Source organism: Streptomyces sp. NPDC006283 (assembly GCF_040613325.1).
Classification (GTDB): Bacteria; Actinomycetota; Actinomycetes; order Streptomycetales; family Streptomycetaceae; genus Streptomyces.
Window position 1 is genome coordinate 1 of the sequence record NZ_JBEXRZ010000094.1, and the last position, 26,199, is coordinate 26,199.

Below are 26,199 nucleotides of genomic sequence, written 5' to 3' on the forward strand. Positions count from 1 at the left end.
TCCTGCTCAACGTGCCGCTGGCGCTGCTGTGCGTTCCGGTGGCGATGCGCCACGTGCCGGAATCCCGCGACCCCAAGGCGACGGGCCGTTTCGACTCCTTGTCTGTGGCGCGCTCAGGCCGAGTAGGGCTTGGCCGCGAGGATCTTCACCGAGGCCTTCCTGCCGTTCGGCAGTTCGTACTCCGCGTCGTCGCCGACCTTCTTGCCGTTCACGCCGACGCCCAGCGGCGACTGCGGCGAGTACGTCTCGATGTCGGAGCTCGCGTACTCGCGCGACGCCATCAGGAACGTCAGGGTGTCGTTCTCGTCGCCGTCGAAGGCGATCGTGACGACCATGCCGGGCTCGACGATGCCGTCGTCCGCCGGCGCTTCGCCGACCTTGGCGTTGTCCAGGAGCTGGGTCAGCTGGCGCACACGGAGCTCCTGCTTGCCCTGCTCCTCCTTGGCCGCGTGGTACCCGCCGTTCTCCCGCAGGTCCCCCTCCTCACGCGCTGCCTCGATCTTCTTGGCGATCTCGGTGCGCGCGGGACCAGACAGGTACTCCAGCTCGGCCTTGAGCTGGTTGTACGCCTCCTGGGTCAGCCAGGTGACGTTGTCGCTGGTCTGGGTCACAGGTGCTCCTCGTAGGTACTGGGAATACAAAGCATCGCCCTACCCAGAAGAATGTTCCTCCACGGGCGGGCGAAACCACGAGCCTAACAATTCCGGCGGGAAAGGGGGAGGACGAAAGCCATCGGAGATGGAGAACCCCTGCTCAGCGGGGTGTGATGCGAGACGTCACCCGGCGTGGCAGCCCATCAGCTCCGCGCTCGTGGCCTGCCGGGTCGTCCGGATCCTCACGACCTGGTCGACGCGCTTCTCACCCTCCTGGCCGATGCGCACGTCCAGCCGGCCGACCTCGCCGCCGTCCTCCGCCAGAGCCCGCAGCGTACAGCTGCCCGTCGCGGCCTCGTCCTTGCGCACCTCGAGGTGGACCTGGACCTCGTCGGCGCCCTCGGTCACATCGAACTTGATCACTTCGGCGCTGATCTTCGTGCCCGCGACGTAGTCGTAGCCGAACCAGCCGACGAGGCCGAGCATGCCCACGCCGAGCACCGCGCCCACGATCCGCAGCTTGCGGTCCGCGCGCTCGTCCGCCGAGCGTCCGTAACGCCCCTGCGGAAGCTTCTCGCCGACAGCCGCCATGATCGTTCCTCTCAAGAGCCGGAGGCAGGAATTTTCCGTCCGCCGATTCGGTCACTATAGGAGTTGCACGACGCGACTATTCATTGAGGATCGAGTCTTGACTGAGCAGCTGCGACTGATGGCCGTGCACGCGCACCCCGACGACGAGTCGAGCAAGGGCGCGGCGACGATGGCCAAGTATGTGTCCGAGGGGGTGGACGTGCTGGTCGTGACCTGCACGGGGGGCGAGCGCGGCTCCATCCTCAATCCGAAGCTCCAGGGCGACACCTACGTGGAGGAGAACATCCACGAGGTCCGCAGGAAGGAGATGGACGAGGCGCGCGAGATTCTCGGCGTGAAGCAGGAGTGGCTCGGCTTCGTCGACTCCGGCCTGCCGGAGGGCGACCCGCTGCCGCCGCTGCCGGAGGGCTGCTTCGCCCTCGAGGACGTCGACAAGGCGGCCGGCGAGCTGGTGCGCAAGATCCGCGCCTTCCGTCCCCAGGTCGTCACGACCTACGACGAGAACGGCGGCTATCCGCACCCCGACCACATCATGACCCACAAGATCACGATGGTGGCGTTCGAGGGGGCGGCCGACCGGGAGAAGTTCCCGGAGTCCGAGTACGGCGAGGCCTACCAGCCGCAGAAGCTCTACTACAACCAGGGCTTCAACCGCCCGCGCACGGTCGCCCTCCACGAGGCGCTGCTCGCACGCGGCCTCGAGTCCCCCTACGGGGAGTGGCTGGAGCGCTGGAAGGAGTTCCAGCGCGCGGAGCGGACGCTGACCACGTACGTGCCCTGCGCCGACTTCTTCGAGACCCGCGACCGGGCGCTGATCGCGCACGCCACGCAGATCGACCCGGAGGGCGGCTGGTTCCGCGTCCCCATGGAGATCCAGCAGGAGGTCTGGCCGACGGAGGAGTACGAGCTGGCGAAGTCGCTCGTCGATACTTCCCTCCCCGAGGACGACCTCTTCGCGGGCATCCGCGACAATGCCTGACATGAGCGCAAGCGCAACCCTCGCAATGACGCACATGGCCACCCTCGCCAAGGAGCTCGACGAGAACAAGGTCACCCCCGGTGTCCTGGGCTTTCTCGTCTTCGCGGCGCTGGCGGTCGGTGTGTGGGCCCTGATGAAGTCCATGAACCGCCACATGGGCCGGGTGAACTTCGAGGAGGCCCCGGACCCGCAGGCCGCGCAGTCCGCGCCCGAGAGCCGCACCACGGGCTCCTCGGCCTGACACCGTCACGCATGGGCCCGGACCGCAGCAGCGGTCCGGGCCCATGGGCTGCCCGGCCGCTACCGTGACGCCTCCACCGGTACGCCCATGACCTCCCGCGCGTGCCGGTTCGGGACCATGCCGAGGTGCCAGGCCTGCCAACCGTCCTCGAGGCGCACACCGCGCTCCAGCATCACCGCCAGGGCCTCGGCGCAGTCCTCCAGCTTGGCGTCGCGCGACGGATGCGTGGCGGCCATCAGCCGGCTCAGCTCCTCCTGGGCCACCACCGTGCCGACCTCGATGCCGCCCGGCGACGCGTACGGCAGGAGCGTGCAGTGCAGGAAGCGGGCCCAGTCGGCGCCGCGCTCGTCGCCGTACGAGGCGAAGAGGGCCGCCGCCTCGCCGCACAGTTCCAGAGCCTGAGGCGCACGGTTGTTGCCCGCGTCGATCATCGCCAGCTCCAGACAGGTCCACGCCTCGCCGTGCGGGAGGCCGATCCGGGAGAAGTCGGCACGGGCGTCGACGAGGAGCTGGCGGGCGAAGCCGGAGTTGCGCAGGTTGCCCGTGCGGGCCGCCAGCTGGTCGCGAGTGACCCGGCCCGAGTGGTGGCGGGCGCAGGCCAGCCCGTACACGTCCCGCATCCGCGAGAACATCGTCCGCGCCCTCTCCAGCTCCCGCACGGCCTGGTCGCGGTCGCCGGCCTCCTCCAGGGCCTGGCCCAGGTAGTACAGCGTCCACGCCTCGCCGCGGGCGTCCTCGCTGTCGCGGTGGCGCGCCAGCGCCCGGCGGAGCTCCTCCACGGCGGGTGCCGGGTCGCCGTCGACGAGGCGGGCGCGCGCCAGCTGGGTCAGCGCCCATGCCTCGCCGCGGTCGTCGTGGGTACGGCCGTACAGCTCCAGGGCCTCCCGCAGCGCGGACTCGGCGGCCGGTACGTCGCCCGTCCGCAGGAACACCTGGCCCAGGTGGAACCGGGTCCACGCCTCGCCGTGCAGCGACTCGCCCTCGCGGTGCAGCGCCAGCGCGGCCTCCAGCAGCCGCACCGCCTCGGCGAGGTTCGCCCGGTCGCGCTCCACGGCCGCGAGGGCGTGCAGCGACCAGGCGCGGTCCTCCACCTGCTCCTCGGAGGCCTGCAGCTCGATCGCCTCGTGCAGCTTGGCCGCGGCCTCCGTGAGGTTTCCCTGGTGGTGCAGCGTGATCCCCAGCGAGCACAGCGCGAGGGCCGCCCCCGCGTCCTGATGCGCGTCCCGGTACAGACCCACCACCGACGAGAGCGTCGTACGCGCCTTGTCCAGTTCACCGAGCTGCCGGGCCGCGATACCCGTGCGCCAGCGCACCGAACGCTCCAGCAGGCCCTGGTCCACGGCCTGCGTGAGCTCGCTGATCTCACCGAGCCGGTAGAGGTCGCCGCGCAGCAGGCAGTAGTCGCACAGCGCGCCCAGCAGCCCGAGCACGGCCTGCTGGTCGACGCCCTCCGCGTGCCGCAGCGCGGACGTGATGAAGCTGGACTCCTCGTCCAGCCAGCGCAGCGCCGCGTCGAGCGAGGGGAAGCCGTACGCCCCGAACTGCCCCGCCCGCGTGGACATCTTTCCGTCGACCATGCGGATCACCGCGCCGGCCAGCTCGGCGTAGTTGTGGATCAGCCGCTCCTGCGCGGCGGCGCGGTCCGGGGCCTCCTCCTCGTCCAGCAGCCGGGCCCGGGCGAAGGCGCGCACCGCGTCGTGCAGCCGGTAGCGCTCGGAGCGCACATGGTCGATCAGCCCTGCCTGTGCCAGGGCCGCCAGCAGCCGCTTCGCCTCCTGGTCGTCGGTGTCCAGCAGCGCCGCCGCTGCCGCCGGGCCGAGCGACGCCCGTCCCGCCAGCGCGAGCCGGCGCAGCAGCCGCTGGGCCGGCTCGGACTGGTCGGTGTAGCGCAGCCACAGCGCCCGCTCGACCGGATCGACCGGCCCGTCGACGGAGTGATGCCGCACGGCACACGCCGCGAGATCCGCCGCCAGCTTGTCGGCGGAGCGCTCGGTGAGCGAGGAGCCCGCCAGCCGCAGCGCCAGCGGCAGCCCGCCGCACAACTCCCGTATCTCGTCGGCCGACTGCGCGTCGTACGGCCCCGGCGAGGGCTCCCCGGCCGCGGCCCGCAGGAGCTCCTCCGCGCCCGCCGCGTCCAGAGCGTCGACCGGCAGCTGGTGCACCCGGGCCGGGACGTCGTCGGGCAGGTCGAGCGGCGTGCGGGACGTCACCAGCACCAGGCTGTCCGACCGCTCCGGTATCAGCGTGCGCACCTGGGCCGGGTCGCTCGCGTCGTCCAGCACGACGGTCACCGGCAGCCCGGTCAGATACTGGTGGTACAGCTCGCCCAGCCGCCGGACCTGCTGCTCGGCGGACGACCTCTCGCGGAACAGCAGCTGCTCGCGTGGGGCGCCGAGTCGGTTCAGCAGGTGCAGCAGCGCGTCACGGGTGGACAGCGGCTGCTCGCTCTCGCCCCGCAGATCGACGACGCAGGCGCCGCGGAACAGGTCCTTGAGGTGCTGTGCCGCCCGCACGGCCAGCGTGGTGCGCCCGGAACCGGGCGCACCGTGGAGCACCACCACCACCGGACGTGTCTGCGTCGACGCGCGGGCGGCGTGCACCCACTGCGTGATCTGCGCCATCTGCTCCCGCCGGCCCGCGAACGGGCCTCCCGGCTCCGGCAGATGCCCGAACGACTGCTCCAGCACGGACCTGCGGCGCGCGGCCGCCGACCGGTCCGCCCCACGGAGCTGCGGCACCGCAGCGGCCTTCTTCGCGGTCGTGGTCCGTGTGGACGAGGCCAGCATCCGCTGCTGGTCCAGGAACGGGCGGATGCCCCGCACCTCCAGGGCGGTCAGCCACTGCAGCCGCAGCTGCTCCGCGCCGCCCGGCTGTCCCAGGGCCCCGGCCCTGCGGTGCGCGGCCGGCCAGTGCGAGGCGGTCACCTTGGCGACGGTGGTCGCCGCCCCGGCCACGGCGACGACGGCGCCGGCGCCGAACGCCGTGCCCGCGGCCGTCCCGAGTGCCACGTCCGCGCCGACGGCGGCGGCAGCGGCAACGGCGGTGACAAGAACGGGTGCTGAGAGGTTCTTCCGGCTGAACCGTTCGGACAGCGGCAGCTGCCCCGCCTCCGCCTCCGTGAGCGCCTGCTCGTACGCTGCGTACTCCTCGCTCGCGCTCGCCGCCATGGAGTCGAACTCCGCGCGGACCCGGGACAGCAGCAACTGCCCGTCGGTCCGCCCGCCGCTGCGCCGCACCTCTTCCTCCACGGCGCGCCCCAACAGCCGTTCCGCTTCAGCCCGGTGGCTGTCCCGCATGTATGTCCCCCGTCCCCCGGGAAAGACCCGGTTTCCGTGTGGCTACCCATCTGTTGCGCCGTCAAGTGTCGTTGCCGCGGGGAGGAAGTGCGAGGGGTTCCGGTGGGGACGGGGCGGGAGCGGCCCTCGGCTCAGAGCGCGCCGAGGTCGGCCTCGACGGCGAACGGCGCCACGGCCTTCACCACGCCGGTGAACACGTCCGCGTCCCGGTAGACGCTGGTCGCCGGGTCCAAGACGTACGTGTAGACGAGCGGGACGCCCGTCGCCGCCTGTTCGACGCGCCAGTAGAACGGGATGCCGGCTCGTGCGTACTGGTCGACCTTGACGACTCGGTCCGTGGTCTCCGAACCGGGCGACACGACCTCGACGACCAGCAGTACGTGCTCAGGCCTGGTGGGCGTGATGTCGATCGCGTCCGCCCGGTAGACGGTCACGTCCGGCCTGCGGTTCGACAGGGGCACGTCCTGGAGGCGGACGTCGAAGTCGGTGTCGGCGTTCCACTCCGGGCCGGCCGCCGCGTCCAGTGCGTTCGCGAGGATGCGTGCCAGGCGGTTGTGCCGCTTCGAGGCGCTGGGGCTCACGACGACCATCCCGTCCACGATCTCGATGCCCGAGCACTGCTCCTCGCTCCAGGAGTCGTACTGCTCGGCGGTCACCTGCTCATGCATCCATTCGGGAGGGACCATCTCCGCGCCCATGGAAGGACCTCCCTGTACCAGCTCGACGGGATGAGGCCGTACCAGGCTCAGGGTAGTCCCGTGATCCCGGTACGCAGGCCGCGCGCTGTGGGCAGGCCGTTGCGGGGCGGGCGGCGGTCTCATGCTGCCGCGCCGGTCGTCCGGGAGGTGGCCTCGCAGGCGGGGCAGCGGCCCGGTACCGGGGCGCGGAAGGCGCGGTCGCAGTCGTCGCAGTTCTGGAGCGGGTCGGGGAGGGTCGGCTGCGGGGCAGGAGGGAGCGGTGGGGGCAGGAGGGCCGTGAGGCGGTGGGCGAGCAGGCCGGCGGGGCGGACGATCGGGCCGCCCGGCAGGGCCGCCGTGAGAGTGCGGTGGACCGCCTGCGGTTCGATGCCGCGCTCCAGCCAGCGGTCCCCCGCCGGGCGCGAGTCGGCGGGTGTTCGGGACGGGGAGCAGCAGCCGGGACGCCTCTGCCCCGTTCGTGCCATGCCCCGTGCCGCGCGAGCTCCCCCGCGACGGCTGCGCGAGGATGGGGGTATGGCGAACCGACTTGCGCAGGCCACGTCCCCGTACCTCCTCCAGCACGCCGAGAACCCCGTCGACTGGTGGCAGTGGGAGCCTGCCGCCTTCGAGGAGGCGAGGCGGCGCAACGTGCCGGTGTTCCTGAGCGTCGGGTACAGCAGCTGCCACTGGTGTCATGTGCTCGCGCACGAGAGCTTCGAGGACGCGGACACCGCCGCGTGCATGAACGAGCACTTCGTCAACATCAAGGTCGACCGCGAGGAGCGGCCCGACGTCGACGCCGTGTACATGGAGGCCGTGCAGGCGGCGACCGGGCAGGGCGGCTGGCCGATGTCCGTGTGGATGACCGCCGAGGGGGAGCCGTTCTATTTCGGTACGTACTTCCCGCCCGCGCCCCGGCACGGGATGCCGTCCTTCCGGCAGGTGCTGGAGGGTGTCGGCGAGGCGTGGACCGGGCGGCCGGAGGAGGTGGCCGAGGTCGCGCAGAAGATCACCCGCGATCTGGCGTCGCGCTCCCTCGCGCACGGCGGGCAGGGCGTACCGGGCGAGGAGGAGCTCGCGGGCGCCCTGCTCGGGCTGACCCGGGACTACGACGAGCGGCACGGCGGGTTCGGCGGTGCGCCGAAGTTCCCGCCGTCGATGGTCCTCGAGTTCCTGCTGCGGCATCATGCCCGCACAGGCGCGGAGGGCGCCCTGGAGATGGCCGCGCACACCTGTGAGGCGATGGCGCGCGGCGGGATCTACGACCAGCTCGGGGGCGGGTTCGCCCGGTACTCGGTGGACCGCGAGTGGGTGGTGCCGCACTTCGAGAAGATGCTCTACGACAACGCCCTCCTGTGCCGCGTCTACGCCCACCTGTGGCGGGCCACCGGCAGCGCTCTGGCACGGCGGGTCGCGCTGGAGACCGCGGACTTCCTGGCGCGTGAGATGCGCACCGCCGAAGGCGGCTTCGCCTCCGCGCTGGACGCGGACAGCGACACGGCGGACGGCGGTCACGCCGAGGGCGCGTTCTACGTGTGGACGCCGGCGCAGCTGCGCGAGGTGCTCGGCGACGAGGACGGGGCGCGGGCGGCCGGGCTGTACGGGGTGACCGACGAGGGCACCTTCGAGGAGGGCGCGTCGGTGCTGCGGCTCCCGGCGGGTGAGCCGGACGAGGGGCTGCGGGCGCGACTGCTCGCGGCCCGCGAGGAGCGGCCGCGTCCGGGCCGGGACGACAAGGTGGTGGCGGCCTGGAACGGGCTGGCGATCGCCGCGCTCGCCGAGACCGGCGCGTACTTCGACCGACCGGACCTGGTCGAGCGGGCCACGGAGGCGGCGGATCTGCTGGTGCGGGTGCACATGGACTTCTCCGCGGGCGGCGTGCGTCTCGCCCGCACGTCCAAGGACGGCAAGGCCGGCGCCAACGCGGGTGTGCTCGAGGACTACGCCGACGTGGCGGAGGGTTTCCTCGCCCTCGCGGCGGTCGGCGGCGAGGGCACCTGGCTGGAGTTCGCCGGCTTCCTGCTGGACATCGTCATCGACCAGTTCACCGCGGAGGGCGGGGCGCTGTACGACACCGCGCACGACGCGGAGCAGCTGATCCGGCGGCCCCAGGACCCCACCGACAACGCCGCGCCCTCCGGCTGGTCGGCGGCTGCCGGCGCGCTTCTGCTGTACGCGGCACACACCGGTTCGGAGGCCCACCGCGCCGCCGCGGAAGGCGCGTTGGGGGTGGTGAAGGCGCTGGGCCCGCATGCTCCGCGGTTCATCGGCTGGGGGCTCGCGGTGGCGGAGGCGCTGCTGGACGGTCCGCGGGAGGTGGCGGTCGTCGGCCCTGCGGGCGACCCGTCGGTACGGGAGTTGCACCGTACGGCGCTGCTGGCCACGGCGCCGGGGCCGGCCGTCGCTGTGGGCGAGCCGGACAGTGACGAGTTTCCTCTGCTTCGGAACCGTCCGCTGGTGAACGGCAGTTCGGCGGCCTATGTCTGCCGCGGATTCGTGTGCGATTCACCGACCACAAGCGCATCAGAACTTGTCCGAAAACTCACCAACTGAGAGCAGAACAACAGAATTTAACGGACGAGCACCGGAACGCAATCCTCCGCCTCTATTGTCCTGAACGAACGAAAGTCGGCGTGCGTACTGGGGAGTGCGCGCGTGGGGGAAGCGTGCCGGCGGCCAGGGGGGTCCTTGCCGCGGCGCGAGGGGCCTAGGGGGGCTTGTGCTCATATCGGTGTTCGTTGCTGCCATTTCGGTGGCGCTTTTCTGGATGGCGGCTTTCACGCTGTGGTGGCAGATGCATGCCTGGCGTACGCCGGAAACTCTCGCGGCGACGCGATTCGACCGCCCGGACGGCGGCGTAGGACTGTCGTTCTCGTTGCTGCTGCCGGCCCGCCACGAGCAGGCGGTGCTGGAGCACACCATCGAGCGGCTGCTGGAATCCAGCCACTCCAACTTCGAGATCATCGTGATCGTCGGACACGACGACCCCGAGACGACCGCAGTCGCCGAACGGGCCGCCCGGCGCGACCCGGTCCGGGTGCGGGTCATCACCGACACCCATGAGGTCAAGAACAAACCCAAGGCGCTCAACACCGCGCTGCCGCACTGCCGCGGCGACATCGTCGGCGTCTTCGACGCGGAGGACCAGGTCCACCCCGAGCTGCTGGCCCACGTCGACCACGCCTTCACCTCCACCGGCGCCGACGTGGTCCAGGGCGGGGTGCAGCTGATCAACTTCCACTCCAGCTGGTACAGCCTGCGGAACTGCCTCGAGTACTTCTTCTGGTTCCGCAGCAGGCTCCACCTGCACGCGCAGAAGGGCTTCATCCCGCTCGGCGGCAACACCGTCTTCGTACGGACGACGGTGCTGCGCGAGGCCGACGGCTGGGACCCGAACTGTCTCGCGGAGGACTGCGACCTCGGCGTGCGGCTGTCGTCCGTGGGCAAGAAGGTCGTCGTCGCGTACGACAGCGACATGGTCACCCGGGAGGAGACCCCGGGCACCCTGATGAGCCTGCTCAAACAGCGCACCCGCTGGAACCAGGGCTTCCTCCAGGTCTACCGCAAGAAGGACTGGAAGCAACTGCCGGGACGGGGGCAGCGGATGCTGGCCCGCTACACCCTGATGACGCCTTTCCTGCAGGCCTATTCCGGCGTGATCATCCCGCTGAACGTCGCGATCGCGCTCTTCCTCGACGTACCCGTCGGGATCGCCATCGTGACCTTCCTGCCGCTGATCACGGCCATGGTGACCTTCGTCTTCGAGATCGTCGGACTGCACGACTTCGGCAAGCAGTACGGCATGCGGGTCCGGGCCGTCCACTACCTCAAGCTCATCCTCGGCGGGCCCTTCTACCAGGTACTGCTGGCCGGCGCCGCCGTGCGCGCGGTCTGGCGGGAGCAGCGCGGCCGTAACGAGTGGGAGCTGACGAGCCATGTCGGCGCGCACCTCACCGACGTGACCGAGATGAGAGAGGACGCCCGACGGTGACGACGACCCTGCCTCCGGCCCCCGAAGCCACCGAGCCGGTCCCGGCCGCCCGCACGTCGGCGACCGCCGCCGACATCACTCCCGTACACCTGCGCAGGGTCGTACGGTTCCGCAGCTCGCGGCCCGACCTGCTGCTGTGCGGCGCACTGCTCTGCGTGATCCTGCTCGTCCAGGGCTGGAACATCACCCACTTCCCGACGCTCAGCGACGACGAGGGCACGTATCTCGCGCAGGCGTGGGCGGTGCAGCAGGGCGAGGGCCTTGCCCACTACACGTACTGGTACGACCACCCGCCCCTCGGCTGGATCCAGATCGCGTTCCTGACCTGGATACCGTCGCTGATCGCGCCCGAGACGATGACCGTCGCCTCGATGCGCTTCGCCATGCTCGCCGTCAGCGCGGCGTGCGCCGTGCTGCTGTACGTGCTGGCGCGCCGGCTGTTCCTGCCGCGGTGGGCGGCAGGGCTCGCGATGGCCCTGTTCGGCCTCTCGCCGCTCTCCGTCGTCCTGCAGCGCGAGATCTTCCTCGACAACATCGCCGTGATGTGGATGCTGTTGGCCTTCTGCCTGGCGGCGTCGCCCAATCGGCACCTGTGGCACCACTTCGCCGCCGGGCTCACGGCCGCCGTCTCCGTGCTCACCAAGGAGACGATGCTGGTGGTGTTGCCGGCGCTGCTGGTGACCATGTGGCGGCACAGTCACCGGGACACCCGTAAGTTCGCGGTGACCGGTGCGATCACGGCCTGCGCGCTGATCGGTCTGTCGTACCCCCTCTTCGCCCTGCTGAACAACGAACTGTTCCCGGGCGAGGGCCATGTCTCGCTGATCGACGGCATCACCTACCAGATGAGCCGTGAGGGCTCCGGCTCCATCTTCGACACCGGCTCCGGCTCGCACGGAGTGTTCCGCTCGTGGCTCTACTACGACCACGTCCTGCCGCTCGGCGGCCTCGCGGGGGCGGCCCTGCTGCTGCTCACCCTGCGCTGGTCGGTCACGGCACGGGCGCTCGCGGGCCCCGCGCTCGTCGTGGCGATCCTCGCGGTCGTCGCGATGCGCCCGTCGGGCTACCTGCCCGCCATGTACGTGATCCAGGCCCTGCCCTTCCTGGCGCTGGTCCTGGCGGCGGCCGCGGCGAGCGTGGCCCACGCGGTACTGAGGCGGCCGCTCGGCCGCACGTCGCCGACGGGGCAGCACCACGTCCCTCCGGCGGACGGAAAACGGCAGCCCCGGAGCGACTCGGGTCGGCCCGGTCCGCGCAGGACCGCGCGCATCATCGTGGCCGCCCTCCTCGCCCTCGCGGCCACCGCCTACATCGCGCCCCGCTGGTTCGACGGCAACCGCGCCGCCCTCACCGTCGACGCCAACGCCCCCTACCGCGCCGCCGCGGCCTGGATGCAGAACGAGGTCGACGACCCCGCCCGCACCCGCGTCCTCGTCGACGACGCCCTCTGGCTGGATCTCGTGCACGACGGTTTCGAACCCGGCACCGGGGCGATCTGGTTCTACAAGGCGGACCTCGACCCCGCCGTGACGAAGACGATGCCCCGCGGATGGCGCGACATCGACTACGTCGTCTCCTCTCCGACCGTACGGCGCGACGCCGTGGACCTGCCCAACGTCAAGGCCGCTCTGGAGCATTCGACGCCGGTCGCCGTGTTCGGCGAGGGCGAGGACCGCATCGAGATCCGCAGGATCGCTGGAGGCGAACTGTGACCACCCCCCGTACGGGCGCCGAGGAACTCGGCGATCCGGAGCTGAGTGCTACCCAGGTGGCCGAGCCAGGCGCCGTCACCATCGTCGTCCCGACCTTCAACGAGTCCGGAAACATCCGCGAACTGCTGCGGCGGCTCACCGAGTCCGTGCCGTCCCGGCTGCCGTGCGAGGTCCTGTTCGTCGACGACTCCACCGACGACACGCCGGAGGTGATCCGCAGCGCAGCCCAGGACTGCCCCTTTCCGGTCGACGTGCTGCACCGGGACACCCCGACCGGAGGACTGGGCGGCGCGGTCGTCGAAGGCATGCGGAAGGCGGGCTCCGACTGGATCGTCGTCATGGACGCCGATCTGCAGCACCCCCCTGCGCTCGTACCGGAGTTGGTCGCGGCGGGGGAGCAGGCGGGCGCGGACCTCGTCGTCGCCAGCCGCTACATCCGCGGCGGCAGCCGGGAAGGGCTCGCGGGCGGCTACCGCATCGCCGTGTCGCGCGGCGCGACCTGGCTGACCAAGGGCCTGTTCCCCAGGCGGCTGCGGGGGATCAGCGACCCGATGAGCGGCTTCTTCGCCATCCGGCGCAGCGTGGTGACCGCAGACGTGCTCAAGCCCCTCGGCTACAAGATCCTGCTGGAGCTGGCGGTGCGCTGCCGGCCGGAGACCGTCGCCGAGGTGCCGTTCGTCTTCCAGGACCGCTTCGCGGGGGAGTCGAAGTCGACGGCGAAGGAGGGCATGCGCTTCCTCGGGCATCTCACCGGGCTGCGCACCGCGTCGCCGGTCGCCCGGATGATCGGCTTCGGGCTGATCGGACTGACGGGCTTCGTACCGAACCTGCTCGGACTGCACCTGCTGACCGGTGCGGGCATGCACTACCTGCCGGCCGAGATCGTGGCCAACCAGTTCGGCGTGGTGTGGAACTTCCTCCTCATCGAGGTGCTGCTGTTCCGCGACCGCCGACGACACCGGCACTGGGCGGACCGGGTGGGCCGTTTCGCGCTGCTCGCCAATGCCGATCTGCTGCTGCGCATCCCGCTGATCGCACTGTTCGTGTCGTGGCTGGACATGGCGGTGCTGCCGGCGACGGCGCTGGCGCTGCTGACCACGTTCGTCGTGCGGTTCGCCGCCACGGAGGCGCTGGTCTATCTGCCGCGCCGGAAGAAGACCGCCTCCCGCGTGGCGCCGCAGGCCGACGTGCGCGTCAGCTCCTGACCCCCCGGCCCGGCCCCCGCTCGAACGCCACCATCCGCAAGCCCTGGTAGAGAGCCGCACGAAGGGAACCGCCATGTCACCACCGTCCCCGGCCGCCCGCCGCCGCAGACGCCGAACGGCGCTGCTCGCCGTCGGCGCCATGACCACGGCTCTGCTGATGTCAGCGCCCCAGGCGGCCCAGGCGGGACCGCCGAACCTGATCTCCAACCCGGGCTTCGAGACGGCGGGCAGCGGCGACATGCCGGCCTGCTGGTCGAAGTCCGGCTGGGGCGACAACGACTACACCTTCGAGGCCGTCGCCGACGCCCATTCCGGCTCCAAGGCGATGAAGGTCTCGCTGACCCGCCGTGTCGACGGCGACCGCAAGGCCCTGATCACCGAGACCATGGCCTGCGCGCCGCAGGTGACACAGGACCGGCAGTACGACCTCTCCCTCTGGTACAAGTCCACCACCCCCGACACGTCCGTGACGCTCTTCCGGCACGACACCACGGCGGGCTGGCAGTACTGGACGGACCTCAAGGCCCTCGAGATGAGCGCCGGTTACCAGCGCGCCGAGGTCCGCACCCCCGCGGTGCCGCCCGGGACCGACCGGATCGCCTGGGGCGTGTCCGTGTACGGCACCGGCTCGGTCACCACCGACGACTACGTGATGGAGGAGGTGTCCGTCCCAGCGCCCGACCCGCAGTGCACGGGCACGCCCGAAGAGTGCCTGAAGGGCCGCTGGGACGTCCTGCCGGTGCAGAACCCGGTGCGCTCCATGCACTCGGTCGTGATGCACAACGGCAAGGTGCTGGTCATCGCGGGCTCGGGCAACGACCCGGCGCTGTTCGAGGCGGGTACGTTCACCTCCGCGGTGTACGACCCGGCGAACGGCACCTTCCGTACGATCCCGACGCCGGTCGACATGTTCTGCGCGGGCCATGTGCAGCTCCAGGACGGCAAGGTCCTGATCATGTCCGGCAACAAGGGCTATCCGTCCGCGGACGGCTCGATCGGCTACCAGGGCCTGAAGGACTCGTTCGTCTTCGACCCGGCGACCGAGACCTACACCCGCACGAACGACATGAACGGCGGCCACTGGTACCCGTCGGCGACGATCCTCGGAAACGGTGACGTCCTCTCGTTCGGCGGGCTGAAGGAGGACTCGACCGGCAACGTGACCGCCGAGAAGTTCTCCGCCGCGCAGAACAAGTGGCTGCCGATGAACGAGGTCAACCAGACCTGGTCGTACTGGGGTCTGTACCCGTCGATGATCCTGATGCAGGACGGCCGCCTCTTCTACTCCGGCAGCCACACCTTCGGCAACGGCACCCCCGGCACCGGCGCGTCGATCTACGACTACGACGCCAACACCATCACCGACGTCCCCGGTCTCCAGGCCAAGGACGAACGCGACGAGTCGGCGAGCGTGCTGCTGCCGCCCGCGCAGGACCAGCGGGTGCTGACGATCGGCGGCGGCAACAACGAGACCAATCCCGTCGCCAACCGCTTCACCGACATCGTCGACCTCAAGCAGCCCAACCCGGCCTATGTGCACGGCCCGTTGCTCCCCCAGGGCGAGGTCGACCAGGGCCAGGGCCGCCGCCCGCAGACGGGCGCGGAGGGCAAGATGTACGTCTCTGCCGTGCTGCTGCCGGACGGCAAGGTCTTCGAGACCGGCGGCGCGCTGCACGACCGTGCCGACCCGGTGTACGAGGCGTCGTTCTTCGACCCGGCGACGAACACCTACGAGCCGGGGCTCGCGACCGACCCGATCCCGCGCGGCTACCACTCGTCGTCGTTCCTGCTGCCCGACGGCAGGGTGATGTCGGTCGGCGACAATCCGGGCAACGGCACGTACAACCACAACGTGTCGATCTACACGCCGCCCTACCTGCTGAAGGGGGCGCGCCCGCAGATCACCTCGGTGATCGACGGCGAGTGGACGTACGGGGACACCCAGCGGATCACGGTCGACCGGCCCATCGCCAAGGCGGAGCTGATCCGCCCGGCGGCGGTCACGCACTCGTCCGACCCGAACCAGCGCTTCGTGGACCTGCCGATGACGGTCGACGGCAACAACGTCGACCTCAACGTCACCAGCAACCCGAACCTGGCGCCGCCAGGCTGGTACATGCTCTTCGCCGTCGACGCGAACGGTGTGCCGTCGGTGGCCGAGTGGGTGCACCTGGGCGGGCCGCAGGCCATGGCCGCCGACGCACCCTCGGCGCATGTCCACGAGTTCGCGGACGCGCCCGCGAAGGCACCGAAGAAGAAGCAGAAGAAGCGGACGTCGGTACCGGTGGATCCGCAGATCGCCGGCTGCGACCGGCACTACGGCAGTGCCGGCGTGTGCGTGCCGACCGTCTTTCCGAAGAAGGTCAGGGCCACGACGGCGGCCCGCTGCGAGTGGCTGGCGTCCCACGACTACGGCCGCCTGAAGGTCAACGGCCAGGACGACCCGCTGCGTCTCGACCCGAACCGCGACGGTGTGGCGTGCGGGAAGGGGGACGTACGCAGGCGGTGAGCGCCTGACGGTGCGCCGGCCCCTGCCCCCCGAGGGGGGCGGGGCCCGGTTGCGTGTCAGGAGCCGTCGCTGGTACCGAGGGCCTGGACGTCGATCATGCTGTACGCCTCGTGCACGTAGACGTTGGTCAGCCGCGGACTGCGGTAGTTCAGGGTCTTGTCGGCGACGATCGGCAGGTAGTAGGCCCCGTCGGTGAGCCGGTGGTTGATGTCCCGGTGGATCCGGTCGGCCTCGGACCTGTCGGTCTCGGCGGACACCTTGTCGAACAGCTCGTCGATACGGGGGTCGTCGACCTGGGCGTAGTTGGTGTTGCCGCTCGGAGTGATGAGACGGCTGTCGGCCAGCGGCCGGAGGTAGCCCGTGCCGGTGGGGAAGTCGGCGCCCCAGCCCAGCATGAGCATGCCGATCCCCTTCTTCTTCACCGTGGCGGGGGTGCTGATCGTCTCGTAGAAGGTCGTGAAGTCGTCGATCTGCTCGATGTCGAGGGTGATGTCCACGACGGCCAGGTCGTTCTGCAGGGCGGCGGCGGCCGCGACGTCGTCGGTGTTCCCCCTGCGCACGGCGAGCTTGACGGTGAATCCGCCGGGCTTGCCGCACGCCCGCAGCGCCTCCCTGGCCTTGTCGGGCTGCGGCTTGCCCTTGGTCAGGCCGAACGGGTCGTAGTCGTCGGAGCTCAGGATGGTCGGAGGCAGCATGTTGCCGTGCAGCGAGCCGGCCGTCGGACCGCCGCGAGCGGTCCGCAGAGTGTTGGTACCGGCCGCGTACACCACCGCTTCACGGCAGTGCTGGTTGTCGAGCGGCGCGGTCTTCGAGACCATCGTGACCATGCGGAGGTAGCCGCTGTGCGGGTTGTCCGCGTCGGCCTTCAACTTCGGATCGTTGAGCACCTTCGAGACGCTGTCCGGCTCCAGACCGGTCTGGGAGGCGTCCAGATCGACTGCGCCCGACAGCAGCTCCTCGTTCACGTGGTCGGGGTCGGGCCAGATGTTCAGTTCGACGCGGTCCGGCAACGCCTTGCGGACCGGGTCGGTCTTCCGGTCCCAGTTCTCGTTGCGGACGAGCACCAGCTTCTCGCCCGGCTTGTACGAGTCGAACTTGTAGGGACCGGAGGAGACGGGCCTCAGTCCGTACTTGTCGCGGGTGTCCTTCTCCCGCGGGACGGGGGCCGTCGCTCCCATGGCCAGCAGGTAAGGGAACTGGGAGTCGATCTCGGCCAGATGGAAGACGAGCGTGAGGTCGTTCGGCGTCTTGATCGACCGCAGCCCGGACTTGGCTTTGTACGGGCCCGGATAGTTCTGCTCCTGGCCCAGGGACTCGATGAAGTAGGTGGGGCCGCCGCTGATCGCGTCCTGCGCGAAGACGCGCTCGATGCCGTACTTGACGTCCTTGGCGGTGATCGGTGAACCGTCCTCGAACGTCAGCCCCGGCCTCAGCCTGACGGTGTAGGTCGTGCCGTCGGGAGACACCTCCGGCTGTGCCGCGGCCAGGTCCGGAACGAGGCCGAGGCCCTTCTTGCCCGGCTCGGCGGAGTACGTCAGCAGCGTGCGGGTGTACAGGCGCTGCATGTTCCAGACCCAGCCGGAGTAGGAGCGCGCCGGGTCCCAGGAGTCGGCGTCCGAGGAACTGCCCAGCCGCAGGGTGCCCCCCTGCTTGGACGACGCGTTGACGACGTTGCCGACCGCGGCGTCGAAGCCGGTGGCGGGGGTCGAGGAGCCCTGACTGCTGTCCTTCGCCTGTTCTTTGCCCTGCGTCCCGCCCTTGTCCTTCCCCTGGTTGAGGAGGAGAGCGGTGACGCCGCCACCTGCGACGAGGGCCACGGCGAGGGCGATCGCCGCGATACGACGACGGTGCGCGCGGGCGGGTCCGTTCGCGGGAGGACGTGTCGCGGACGACGGGTACGTGGCCGGCGGCCCGGTGACAAGGGGCGCCTGGGGGAACGGTGGTCGGGTGACGGGCGGCGCGGGGTATCCCGATGGCCCTGCTGTGACGGGGCCGGGGGCGGGAGCCGCCTGGCCGGACGCGAACGGCGGGACGGTCGGCGGCGCGGGAGGAGCGGGCGGCGCCGTGGGACGCTTCGCGAGATCGATCCGGGGATCGGGCGCGGGCACCGGCGCGGCGTTCGGAGTGTCCCCGGCGGCGGTCCCCGACGCCCGGGCGAGGAGTGCCTCCCCCACCGCCTCCGGGAGCCAGTCGGTCTCCTTCGGCACCCAGCCCGCGAGCGTCTGACCGCTCGGCTCGCCGAGCAACTGCGCGAACTCCGAGAGCAGTTGGGGCACGGTCGGCCGCAGGGCGGGATCCTTCTGCAGGCACCGCGCGATGAAGTCGGCGCCAGGCGGCAGGCCCTGCAGGTTGGGGTCCTCGTACACGGCGCGGAAGTTCACCGAGTGCGGAGCGCCGGTCCCGAACGGGCCAAACCCGGTGGCGGCGAAGGCCAGCACCGCGCCCAGCGAGAACACGTCGCTGGCGGGGCCGACCGGCTGTCCCGTCACCTGCTCCGGTGACATGAACCCGGGGGAGCCGATCACCATCCCCGTCTGGGTGAGGCTGCTCGCCTCGGCGACGATCGAGATGCCGAAGTCGATCACCCGTGGCCCGTCGCCGGCGAGCAGCACGTTCGACGGCTTCAGGTCGCGGTGGATGAGTCCCGCGCCGTGGATGGCCTCCAGGGCTTCGACGAGCCCGGCGCCCAGGACGAGCAGCGAGCGCCGGGGCCACGCACCGTGGCTGTCCACCGCTTCGTCGAGCGGCAGCCCCGGAACATAGGCGGTGGCGAGCCAGGCGGGCGAGCCGGTGGGATCCGCGTCGACCACGGCTGCCGTGAAGAACCCGGTGACCCGGCGGGCGGCCTCGACCTCGCGGGCGAAACGGCGCTGGAAGTCCGGGTCCTCCGCCAGCTCGGCGCGCACCACCTTGACCGCGACCATCCGGCCGCTGGTGGAGCGCCCCAGGTACACGCGGCCCATGCCGCCCGCCCCCAAGCGTGCGAGGATCCGGTACCGGCCCACCTGCCGTGGATCTGCCGCATCCAGCTCTTGCAACGCCGCCCCCAGTCCTGACCCCACCCCCGCGGGATCGTCGGAGACGATTACACCAGATCACTCACGGCCGACGCCCCGCGGCAACTCAGCCGCGCTGCAGCCGCAGGCCGCCCTTGAGCACGTCCAGCGCGCGGTCCACGAGCGCGACCGGATCGTCGTCCAGACCGCGCTCGGCCCAGTGGAACAGTGTCTCCCGCAGCGCGCCCATGACCGCGGCGGTGAAGACCCGTACTTCCAGGTCGTCCGGGTCCCGACCGGCCCGGTCGGCGATGGGGCGGGCGAGCAGCTGTGAGGTCCCGGTCATGGTCTCGGTCATACGGGCGCGCACGGCAGGGGCCTCGAGCAGGAGACGGGCCCGCTGCCGCATCTCCTCGGGCTCGTTCTCGAGGGCCGCGGCGACGACCTCGGTCAGGATGAGCCGCAGGGACTCGAGCGGCGGTTCGTCCACGGGCCGCGCCCGCAGCAACGACACCAGGACGGGGTCGTACTCGTCGGTGAGGACGATGTCTTCCTTGGCGGGGAAGTAACGGAAGACCGTGGAGGGGGAGACCTCGGCCGCCGCCGCGATCTGCTCTACGGTGGTCGCTTCGTACCCCTGCTCGGCGATCAGCCGGTACGCGGCCCTGCGGATGGCCATACGGGTCTTGATCTTCTTGCGCTCCCGCAGTCCCGGCGGGGGCTGGGGCTGTTCGAGCGGGAGATGTGCGGAGGCGGCCATGGACGTCATTGTCGGGCATCGGCCGCTGCCCCGATCAAGCCCCGACAGCCTCGGTGAGGCCCCGGGCCGCCGTCGCCGGTCCGGCGACGGCGCCCGTTCACACGTGCCGGTACGCCACCAGCGAGATCCCCACGTAGTGGACGATGAACGCCGCCAGCGTCAGCGAGTGGAACACCTCGTGGAAGCCGAACCAGCGGGGTGACGGGTTGGGCCGCTTCAGCCCGTAGATCACCCCGCCCGCGCTGTAGAGCAGGCCGCCGACGATCACCAGGACCAGGACGGCGATGCCGCCCTCGCGCATGAAGTCGGGCAGGAAGAAGACCGCCGCCCAGCCCATCGCTATGTAGCAGGGGGTGTAGAGCCAGCGCGGCGCCCCGACCCAGAAGACCCGGAAGGCGATGCCCGCCACCGCCGCTGCCCAGACCGCCCAGAGCAGCACGCGTCCGGTGGAGTCGGGGAGCAGGAGCAGGGTGAGCGGGGTGTAGGTGCCCGCGATGATCAGGAAGATGTTCGCGTGGTCCAGCCGGCGCAGCACGGCCGTGGCCCTGGGCCCCCAGTTGCCCCGGTGGTAGAGGGCGCTCACGCCGAAGAGCAGGCATGCGGTCAGTACGTAGATGCCGCAGGCGATCTGGGCGCGTGTCGAGTCCGCCAGGGCCGTGAGGACGATTCCGGCGACCAGGACGGCGGGAAACATGCCTGCGTGCAGCCAGCCGCGCAGCCTCGGCTTCACCGGCGGTGGATCGATCTCGGTCACTTCGGGCACGGCTGAAGTCATGGCCGCATGTTACCTACGCAACCGTAGGTAACATCGACAGTGGCGATGCTCACGTGAGAGGACCTCTGGACATATGGGCATTCGGCATCGATGATCAGATGAGTGCGGTCGGCACCGGATGAGCGCCAGCCAAAAGTAGGTACGAAGCATCCGGGTCGCAGCCCCCACGGGGCACAAACCTATAAACCCCTCATTTAGGAGCGATCGTGGCGCGCGACATCGCGGCTCCCAGCGTCCCCACCAATCACCAGGAACTGATCTCCTGGGTCGACGAGATCGCGGCAATCACGCAGCCGGACAACATCGTCTGGTGCGACGGTTCCGAGGCCGAGTACGAGCGACTGGCTGAGGAACTGGTCGCGAAGGGCACGTTCCGGAAACTCGACCCGATCAAGCGCCCGAACTCGTACTACGCCGCGTCCGACCCCACCGATGTCGCCCGCGTGGAGGACCGCACCTTCATCTGCTCCGAGAAGGAGGAGGACGCCGGCCCGACGAACCATTGGAAGGCTCCCGCGGAGATGAAGGACATCTTCGCCGGTGAGAAGGGCATCTTCCGCGGCTCCATGAAGGGCCGGACGATGTACGTCGTCCCGTTCTGCATGGGCCCGCTCGGCTCGGACCTGTCCGCGATCGGCGTCGAGATCACCGACTCCGCCTACGTCGCCGTCTCCATGCGCACCATGACCCGCATGGGGCAGCCCGTCCTCGACGAGCTCGGCAGCGACGGCTTCTTCGTCAAGGCCGTCCACACGCTGGGCGCGCCCCTCGCGGAGGGCGAGGCCGACGTCCCGTGGCCCTGCAACTCCACCAAGTACATCTCGCACTTCCCCGAGACCCGTGAGATCTGGTCCTACGGCTCCGGTTACGGCGGCAACGCCCTGCTCGGCAAGAAGTGCTACGCCCTGCGCATCGCGTCCGTCATGGCCCGCGACGAGGGCTGGCTCGCCGAGCACATGCTGATCCTCAAGCTGACCCCGCCGCAGGGCGAGGCCAAGTACGTTGCCGCCGCCTTCCCGTCCGCCTGCGGCAAGACCAACCTCGCCATGCTGGAGCCCACGATCTCCGGCTGGACGGTCGAGACCATCGGCGACGACATCGCCTGGATGCGCTTCGGCGAGGACGGCCGCCTCTACGCGATCAACCCCGAGGCCGGCTTCTTCGGCGTCGCGCCCGGCACCGGCGAGCACACCAACGCCAACGCCATGAAGACCCTCTGGGGCAACGCGGTCTTCACCAACGTCGCACTCACCGACGACAACGACGTCTGGTGGGAGGGCATGACCGAGGAGTCCCCGGCCCACCTCACGGACTGGAAGGGCAACGACTGGACGCCCGAGTCCGGGACCCCGGCCGCCCACCCCAACGCCCGCTTCACCGTCCCCGCCTCGCAGTGCCCGATCGCGGCGCCCGAGTGGGAGGACCCGAAGGGCGTTCCGATCTCGGCGATCCTCTTCGGCGGCCGCCGCGCCTCCGCGGTCCCGCTCGTGACCGAGTCCTTCGACTGGAACCACGGTGTCTTCCTGGGCGCGAACGTCGCGTCGGAGAAGACCGCCGCCGCCGAGGGCAAGGTCGGCGAGCTGCGCCGCGACCCGTTCGCCATGCTGCCGTTCTGCGGCTACAACATGGGCGACTACATGGCGCACTGGATCAAGGTCGGCGCGAACGCCGACGCGGCCAAGCTGCCGAAGATCTACTACGTGAACTGGTTCCGCAAGAACGACGCGGGCAAGTTCGTGTGGCCCGGCTTCGGCGAGAACAGCCGTGTCCTGAAGTGGATCGTGGAGCGCCTCGAGGGCAAGGCCGAGGGCGTCGAGACCCCCATCGGCATCCTGCCGACGCGTGACTCGCTCGACACCGAGGGTCTGGACATGCCGGCGGAGGACCTCGACTTCCTGCTCAAGGTCGACGCCGAGGTCTGGCGCGAGGAGGCCGCCCTGGTCCCCGAGCACCTCAACACCTTCGGCGACCACACGCCCAAGGAGCTGTGGGACGAGTACCGCGCGCTGGTCTCCCGCCTGGGCTGACCCGAGCCCGGCCTTCAAGCCACGTGGCGGGGCGCCCCGACATCCGCCCTGACCAGTGGGGGTCACGAACGACCCGCCACGTGTGATCGGCCCCCGAAGCCCCCTCAGGCTTCGGGGGCCGAACTCCTTCAGGCGTGTCCCGGTGCTGTCAGGACGACATGGCTCGGTCGACTGAGCCAGAGCCACCCCCGAACCGGCCGACAGGCTCAGGAGCGCGACGTGGGCCTTGCCGGGGCGGCGAAGTCCGCTGATGCGACTGAAGTTCCGGGGGCGCAGTACGCAATGGCAAACCCGCTTTCGTTCCCGGTGGAGTACGGGTTGTCGACGGTGACCGTCCAACTGTCGCCCGGGTTGTTGGTCGTGTTCTGCGTGGAGACACCCGCAATTGCCCCGAAGTCCAGACCGTAGCCGCCGGAGACCGCCACCTGCCCCTCAGGACAGACGGCCGTGCTGTTTGCGAAGTTGCCCGGCGTCGCGGTGGCTAGGTTCCCGGACACCGTAGTGATCTCGAGCGTGGATGCAGGTCCGGTGTCGCCGGTGTCGCCGGTGTCGCCCGTGTCTCCGGTGTCACCCTTGTCGCCGGTGTCACCCGTGTCACCCGTATCGCCGGTGTCGCCCTTTTCCCCCTTGCCCTTGTCGTCGCACCTGTCGTCGTCGCCCATCGGGCCCATGAAGCCGGAAAACTCCACGCCGGGCCCGTCGTCCTTGCACTCGTCACCCTCAGGCGACTCGTACGCCGGGCCCACCTGCTGCTGCGCGCCGATCGCCACCGCGGTGCCGGAGAAGCCCAGCACCATGAGTGCCACCGATGCCATCGCACCGCCGACGAGCCACCTGCCACGCCGAGGAAGCGGACCGAAACCGCCAGGGGTCCTGTTCTCAGGACTCATGTGAATTGCTCCTTTTCGAACCGATGGGAAGCCCAGCGGCTTCCCCAGGGCATCATTCGGTGGCGAAGACTATGCAGTTGAGAGGCGCGCACAACGAATCAACATAATGGACCAATAGGCTATTTCGAATTCAACAACGCCAGTCTGCTCACTTGCCTCTGTTTCGGTGCTGACGCGAAAAGCGTGAAAGGGAAGCGATGGGCAGGTGACAGGTTGCATGACCCGGTGTTCGTGACGCGCTGACGCGGACACAAGTGTGCCGTGCCCGGGATGATCCCGAGCACGGCACACGCATGTTCCGTCAGGGTTCCGACTGCGGCGGAACCACTACCGGTCCGGGCCTACTTCATGTCCTTGGCGCGGTGGTTCGCGTCGCCGGGCAGGGCGGCGAGCCTGTTGGCAATCGCCGGCGGGTCACCGGGGGTCGGCGTTGTCAGTTCTTCCCAGATCTCGTCGCACACCAGCGAGACCGGATCGCCTGGCTGTCCCACCTCGCAGGTGGTCTCCCAGACCTCTCCCTGCTCGGTCAGCACCTGGACCGACACGCCATCCGCGGCGTTGGTCTGGGCGGCGATGGAGATCGAGCACGGGTCTACGATCTCGTCGAAGTTGCTGTCCTCGGCGTCGGTGAGGTCATACCAGATGAAGGGCCCCGAGATGGTCCCGGGGGGCGGTGTGGGGTTCGGGAACTGAAGGTCCCGGATACCTGCATACGCCACGTCGTTGGACAGCACGGCCTTGAGGTCGATGGCGTTGTTCGGGCGGTAGGCGTCGACGTCATTGCACACGGCCGGGCCGGTGTCGCCGGTGTCGCCCGTGTCGCCGGTGTCACCCGTGTCGCCGGTGTCGCCGGTGTCACCCGTGTCGCCCGTGTCGCCGGTGTCGCCGGTGTCGCCGGTGTCACCTGTGTCGCCCGTGTCGCCGGTGTCACCCGTGTCGCCCGTGTCGCCCGTGTCGCCGGTGTCACCCGTGTCGCCCGTGTCGCCCGTGTCTCCGGTGTCACCGGTATCGCCGGTGTCACCCTTCTTGCCCTTGTTCTTGCCCTTGTCGTCGCACTTGTCGTCGAAGGGGTCGTACTCGTCCTCGCCCATCGGCCCGAGGTATCCGGAAAGGTCCAGATACTTCTTCCCGTCCTCGCACTCGTCGCCGTGTGCCGGGCTGACCTGTGCCTGGGTGCTCTGGCCGACAGCCATCGCGCTGCCGGAGAAGCCCAGCACCATGAGTGCCACCGATGCCATCGCACCGCCGACGAGCCACCTGCCCCGCTGGGGGAGAGGGCCGAAACCCGAAGAGGTCCTGTTCTCAGGACTCATGTGAATTGCTCCTTGTCGAACCGAGGGGTGATCGGGAAGCTCCTCAGCTTCCCCCGGCATCATTCGGCGGTGAACACAATTCGGTTGAGAGCCACGCAGAACGATCAACACGATGGACTAGTGGCGTGGCCCAGAAGAGGGGGAACCGTCGGTGTTCCTCGCGGAAACCCTCACGCGGGCTTGCCGGTGAGTTGAGCCGTCCATGTGTCAATCCCATAAAGGTTCGCGTGAGAAACGCGGCTGATCAGGCGAATGATGGCTGTCACATTCCGTGGCTGACGCCGGAGGTGCCGCAACAGAGCTATGACTGTGCCGTGACGACTCTTGTCCGTCCGGCTGAGAAAGAGGCAGCAGCTCCGGGAAATGGTCCGGATCCCCTTGACGCGGTCCCCGAGAACCAGGGCATGGCGCTGCGTGGGAAAAGCGCAGACTGCGGGACAGAAGCCTGGCCTCCCCCCTCGGCCCTTTACTTCGCAGAGTTGGATGGGACCAGTGAAATCAACGGTCTGCCTGAATATGATCGTCAAGGACGAGGCCCCGGTCATCCGGCGCTGTCTCGAGTCCGTCCGCCCTCTCATCGATACGTGGGTCATCGTGGACACCGGCTCCACCGACGGTACGCAGGACGTCATTCGCGACGTCTTCGGTGATCTGCCGGGTGCCTTGTACGAACGGCCCTGGAGGGGGTTCGACAAGAGCCGGAGCGAGGCGATCGAACTCGCCCGTGACAAGGCGGACTATCTGCTGTTCATCGATGCCGACGACCTGATGGAGGTGGAACCGGGCTTTCGCATGCCGAAGTTGACGCACGACGCCTACAGCGTCGCGCTGCACCACGGGTCCATGATCCACTGGCGCCGCGCGCTCGTCTCCACGCGTCTTCCCTGGCGGTATGTCGGCGTGCTGCACGAGTACATCGACTGCGGAAAGCCGTACACCCGGGGGACGTTCAAGGGCGCCAACATTCTCACCCTGAGCGGCGGGGCGCGCCTGAAGGAAGGTCAGCGGGCGAAGTACCTGCGTGACGCCGAGATCCTGACGCAGGGCCTGATCGACGAGCCCGACAATGCCCGCTATGTCTTCTACCTCGCACAGAGCTGGCGCGATGCCGGGGAACCGGAGAAGGCGATCACCGTCTACGACCGCAGGGCAGCCATGGGCGGCTGGGATCAGGAGGTCTTCAGCGCCCACCTCAACGCCGCCCGGCTCGCCGCGAATATCGACCGGCCGGCGTCCGAGGTGATGGACCGCTACCTGCGGGCCAATGAGAGCCGTCCGTCGCGCGCCGAAGCCCTCGGCAACCTCGCGCGCTACTGCCGCGTCAAGGGTAAACGCTGGCCCCTCGCCTACCTGTTCGCGAAGCAGGCCGCGCGGATCCCGTTCCCGAGCGACATCCTGTTCATCCACCGCGACTGGTACCAGTGGCGGGCACTCGACGAGCTCGCCATTTCCGCCTACTGGGTCGGGGAGTACCAGGAGTCGAAGGAGTGCTGCGAACGCTTGCTGGAAGGAGGCCAGTTGCCCGAGGAGCAGCGCGAACGGGTGACCGTCAACCTGGAGTTCGCGCTGGCCAAGCTGGGTTCGAAAAAACTCGTACGCGCCTGACCACGCGGCGCAAGGCCAGGTGGCGCCCGGCCCGCGGCC

General features: G+C 69.8%; 18 protein-coding genes and 1 pseudogene. 9 read left to right on the plus strand and 10 right to left on the minus strand.

Features of this window, described 5'->3' with window-relative positions; genetic code table 11:
* Positions 1 to 113 precede the first annotated feature (113 nt).
* Together greA and ABZ070_RS20270 are read right to left on the minus strand one after the other, a co-directional pair.
* Positions 114 to 611, minus strand: a complete 498-nt coding sequence (greA, locus tag ABZ070_RS20265; protein ID WP_356635713.1) for a transcription elongation factor GreA — start codon at positions 609 to 611, stop codon at positions 114 to 116.
* 165 nt (positions 612 to 776) lie between these two features.
* Entirely contained in the window at positions 777 to 1,184 is a 408-nt protein-coding gene (locus ABZ070_RS20270; protein WP_356635715.1) for a DUF4307 domain-containing protein, read from the minus strand.
* 97 nt (positions 1,185 to 1,281) lie between these two features.
* Here ABZ070_RS20270 and mca point away from each other — a divergent pair, with 97 nt between their 5' ends.
* Entirely contained in the window at positions 1,282 to 2,163 is an 882-nt protein-coding gene (mca, locus tag ABZ070_RS20275) for a mycothiol conjugate amidase Mca (protein ID WP_356635717.1), read from the plus strand.
* Positions 2,156 to 2,404, plus strand: coding sequence for a hypothetical protein (locus ABZ070_RS20280; RefSeq protein ID WP_356635719.1), 249 nt, complete (start codon positions 2,156 to 2,158; stop codon positions 2,402 to 2,404). Before mca ends, ABZ070_RS20280 begins: the two co-directional genes overlap by 8 nt.
* Positions 2,405 to 2,463: 59 nt before the next feature.
* Here the strand turns inward: ABZ070_RS20280 and ABZ070_RS20285 are convergent, their stop codons facing one another.
* From ABZ070_RS20285 to ABZ070_RS20295, 3 genes and pseudogenes are all read right to left on the minus strand, one after another.
* Positions 2,464 to 5,700: a tetratricopeptide repeat protein gene (locus ABZ070_RS20285; protein WP_356635721.1), complete on the minus strand. Its 3,237-nt coding sequence runs from the start codon at positions 5,698 to 5,700 to the stop codon at positions 2,464 to 2,466.
* A 131-nt stretch (positions 5,701 to 5,831) separates the two neighbouring features.
* A complete protein-coding gene (locus tag ABZ070_RS20290) occupies positions 5,832 to 6,398 on the minus strand; it encodes a Uma2 family endonuclease (protein ID WP_356635723.1) in 567 nt (188 codons plus the stop codon).
* A 119-nt stretch (positions 6,399 to 6,517) separates the two neighbouring features.
* Positions 6,518 to 6,781: pseudogene (locus ABZ070_RS20295) on the minus strand (hypothetical protein); the annotation flags it as partial.
* A 130-nt stretch (positions 6,782 to 6,911) separates the two neighbouring features.
* On the opposite strand from ABZ070_RS20295, the gene ABZ070_RS20300 reads away from it, so the two are divergent.
* The 5 genes from ABZ070_RS20300 to ABZ070_RS20320 all read left to right on the plus strand — a co-directional run bounded on the left by ABZ070_RS20300 (position 6,912) and on the right by ABZ070_RS20320 (position 15,794).
* Complete coding sequence (locus ABZ070_RS20300) at positions 6,912 to 8,930, plus strand: thioredoxin domain-containing protein (RefSeq protein WP_356635725.1); 2,019 nt, start codon at positions 6,912 to 6,914, stop codon at positions 8,928 to 8,930.
* Positions 8,931 to 9,144: 214 nt separating this feature from the next.
* A complete protein-coding gene (locus ABZ070_RS20305) occupies positions 9,145 to 10,368 on the plus strand; it encodes a glycosyltransferase (protein ID WP_356635727.1) in 1,224 nt (407 codons plus the stop codon).
* Positions 10,365 to 12,080 (plus strand): phospholipid carrier-dependent glycosyltransferase, encoded by a 1,716-nt coding sequence (locus ABZ070_RS20310; protein WP_356635729.1) that lies wholly within the window; start codon positions 10,365 to 10,367, stop codon positions 12,078 to 12,080. The genes ABZ070_RS20305 and ABZ070_RS20310 overlap by 4 nt, the downstream gene beginning before the upstream one ends.
* Positions 12,077 to 13,285 (plus strand): glycosyltransferase family 2 protein, encoded by a 1,209-nt coding sequence (locus ABZ070_RS20315; RefSeq protein ID WP_356635731.1) that lies wholly within the window; start codon positions 12,077 to 12,079, stop codon positions 13,283 to 13,285. Before ABZ070_RS20310 ends, ABZ070_RS20315 begins: the two co-directional genes overlap by 4 nt.
* Positions 13,286 to 13,424: 139 nt before the next feature.
* Positions 13,425 to 15,794, plus strand: coding sequence for a galactose oxidase early set domain-containing protein (locus ABZ070_RS20320; protein ID WP_356635747.1), 2,370 nt, complete (start codon positions 13,425 to 13,427; stop codon positions 15,792 to 15,794).
* 56 nt (positions 15,795 to 15,850) lie between these two features.
* Here the strand turns inward: ABZ070_RS20320 and ABZ070_RS20325 are convergent, their stop codons facing one another.
* The 3 genes from ABZ070_RS20325 to ABZ070_RS20335 all read right to left on the minus strand — a co-directional run bounded on the left by ABZ070_RS20325 (position 15,851) and on the right by ABZ070_RS20335 (position 20,325).
* Positions 15,851 to 18,856 carry an ABC transporter substrate-binding protein gene (locus tag ABZ070_RS20325; protein WP_356635733.1) on the minus strand — a complete coding sequence of 1,002 codons (3,006 nt, stop codon included), beginning with the start codon at positions 18,854 to 18,856 and terminating at the stop codon, positions 15,851 to 15,853.
* A gap of 61 nt (positions 18,857 to 18,917) precedes the next feature.
* Positions 18,918 to 19,559 (minus strand): TetR family transcriptional regulator, encoded by a 642-nt coding sequence (locus ABZ070_RS20330; protein WP_356635735.1) that lies wholly within the window; start codon positions 19,557 to 19,559, stop codon positions 18,918 to 18,920.
* Between the two features lie 88 nt (positions 19,560 to 19,647).
* The gene (locus ABZ070_RS20335) at positions 19,648 to 20,325 is read right to left on the minus strand and encodes a hemolysin III family protein (RefSeq protein ID WP_356635737.1); all 678 of its coding nucleotides are present in this window, start codon (positions 20,323 to 20,325) and stop codon (positions 19,648 to 19,650) included.
* A 206-nt stretch (positions 20,326 to 20,531) separates the two neighbouring features.
* On the opposite strand from ABZ070_RS20335, the gene ABZ070_RS20340 reads away from it, so the two are divergent.
* Positions 20,532 to 22,352 (plus strand): phosphoenolpyruvate carboxykinase (GTP), encoded by a 1,821-nt coding sequence (locus ABZ070_RS20340; protein WP_356635739.1) that lies wholly within the window; start codon positions 20,532 to 20,534, stop codon positions 22,350 to 22,352.
* Between the two features lie 206 nt (positions 22,353 to 22,558).
* On the opposite strand, the gene ABZ070_RS20345 is transcribed toward ABZ070_RS20340, so the two are convergent.
* Together ABZ070_RS20345 and ABZ070_RS20350 are read right to left on the minus strand one after the other, a co-directional pair.
* Positions 22,559 to 23,242, minus strand: coding sequence for a hypothetical protein (locus ABZ070_RS20345; protein WP_356635741.1), 684 nt, complete (start codon positions 23,240 to 23,242; stop codon positions 22,559 to 22,561).
* A 341-nt stretch (positions 23,243 to 23,583) separates the two neighbouring features.
* Complete coding sequence (locus ABZ070_RS20350) at positions 23,584 to 24,555, minus strand: hypothetical protein (protein ID WP_356635743.1); 972 nt, start codon at positions 24,553 to 24,555, stop codon at positions 23,584 to 23,586.
* 516 nt (positions 24,556 to 25,071) lie between these two features.
* Between ABZ070_RS20350 and ABZ070_RS20355 the strand changes: the two genes are divergently transcribed.
* A complete protein-coding gene (locus tag ABZ070_RS20355; protein ID WP_356635745.1) occupies positions 25,072 to 26,160 on the plus strand; it encodes a glycosyltransferase in 1,089 nt (362 codons plus the stop codon).
* Positions 26,161 to 26,199: the final 39 nt, after the last annotated feature.

What these genes read in the sequence shown, in the direction of transcription:
- ABZ070_RS20350 (WP_356635743.1), bottom strand. Translation starts at nt 24,555, where the DNA reads ATGAGTCCTGAGAACAGGACCTCTTCGGGTTTCGGCCCTCTCCCCCAG.
- ABZ070_RS20280 (WP_356635719.1), top strand. Translation starts at nt 2,156, where the DNA reads ATGCCTGACATGAGCGCAAGCGCAACCCTCGCAATGACGCACATGGCC.
- ABZ070_RS20345 (WP_356635741.1), bottom strand. Translation starts at nt 23,242, where the DNA reads ATGAGTCCTGAGAACAGGACCCCTGGCGGTTTCGGTCCGCTTCCTCGG.
- ABZ070_RS20335 (WP_356635737.1), bottom strand. Translation starts at nt 20,325, where the DNA reads ATGACTTCAGCCGTGCCCGAAGTGACCGAGATCGATCCACCGCCGGTG.
- ABZ070_RS20305 (WP_356635727.1), top strand. Translation starts at nt 9,145, where the DNA reads ATGGCGGCTTTCACGCTGTGGTGGCAGATGCATGCCTGGCGTACGCCG.
- ABZ070_RS20300 (WP_356635725.1), top strand. Translation starts at nt 6,912, where the DNA reads ATGGCGAACCGACTTGCGCAGGCCACGTCCCCGTACCTCCTCCAGCAC.
- ABZ070_RS20285 (WP_356635721.1), bottom strand. Translation starts at nt 5,700, where the DNA reads ATGCGGGACAGCCACCGGGCTGAAGCGGAACGGCTGTTGGGGCGCGCC.
- ABZ070_RS20330 (WP_356635735.1), bottom strand. Translation starts at nt 19,559, where the DNA reads ATGACGTCCATGGCCGCCTCCGCACATCTCCCGCTCGAACAGCCCCAG.
- ABZ070_RS20320 (WP_356635747.1), top strand. Translation starts at nt 13,425, where the DNA reads ATGACCACGGCTCTGCTGATGTCAGCGCCCCAGGCGGCCCAGGCGGGA.
- ABZ070_RS20290 (WP_356635723.1), bottom strand. Translation starts at nt 6,398, where the DNA reads ATGGGCGCGGAGATGGTCCCTCCCGAATGGATGCATGAGCAGGTGACC.
- ABZ070_RS20355 (WP_356635745.1), top strand. Translation starts at nt 25,072, where the DNA reads ATGATCGTCAAGGACGAGGCCCCGGTCATCCGGCGCTGTCTCGAGTCC.
- ABZ070_RS20270 (WP_356635715.1), bottom strand. Translation starts at nt 1,184, where the DNA reads ATGGCGGCTGTCGGCGAGAAGCTTCCGCAGGGGCGTTACGGACGCTCG.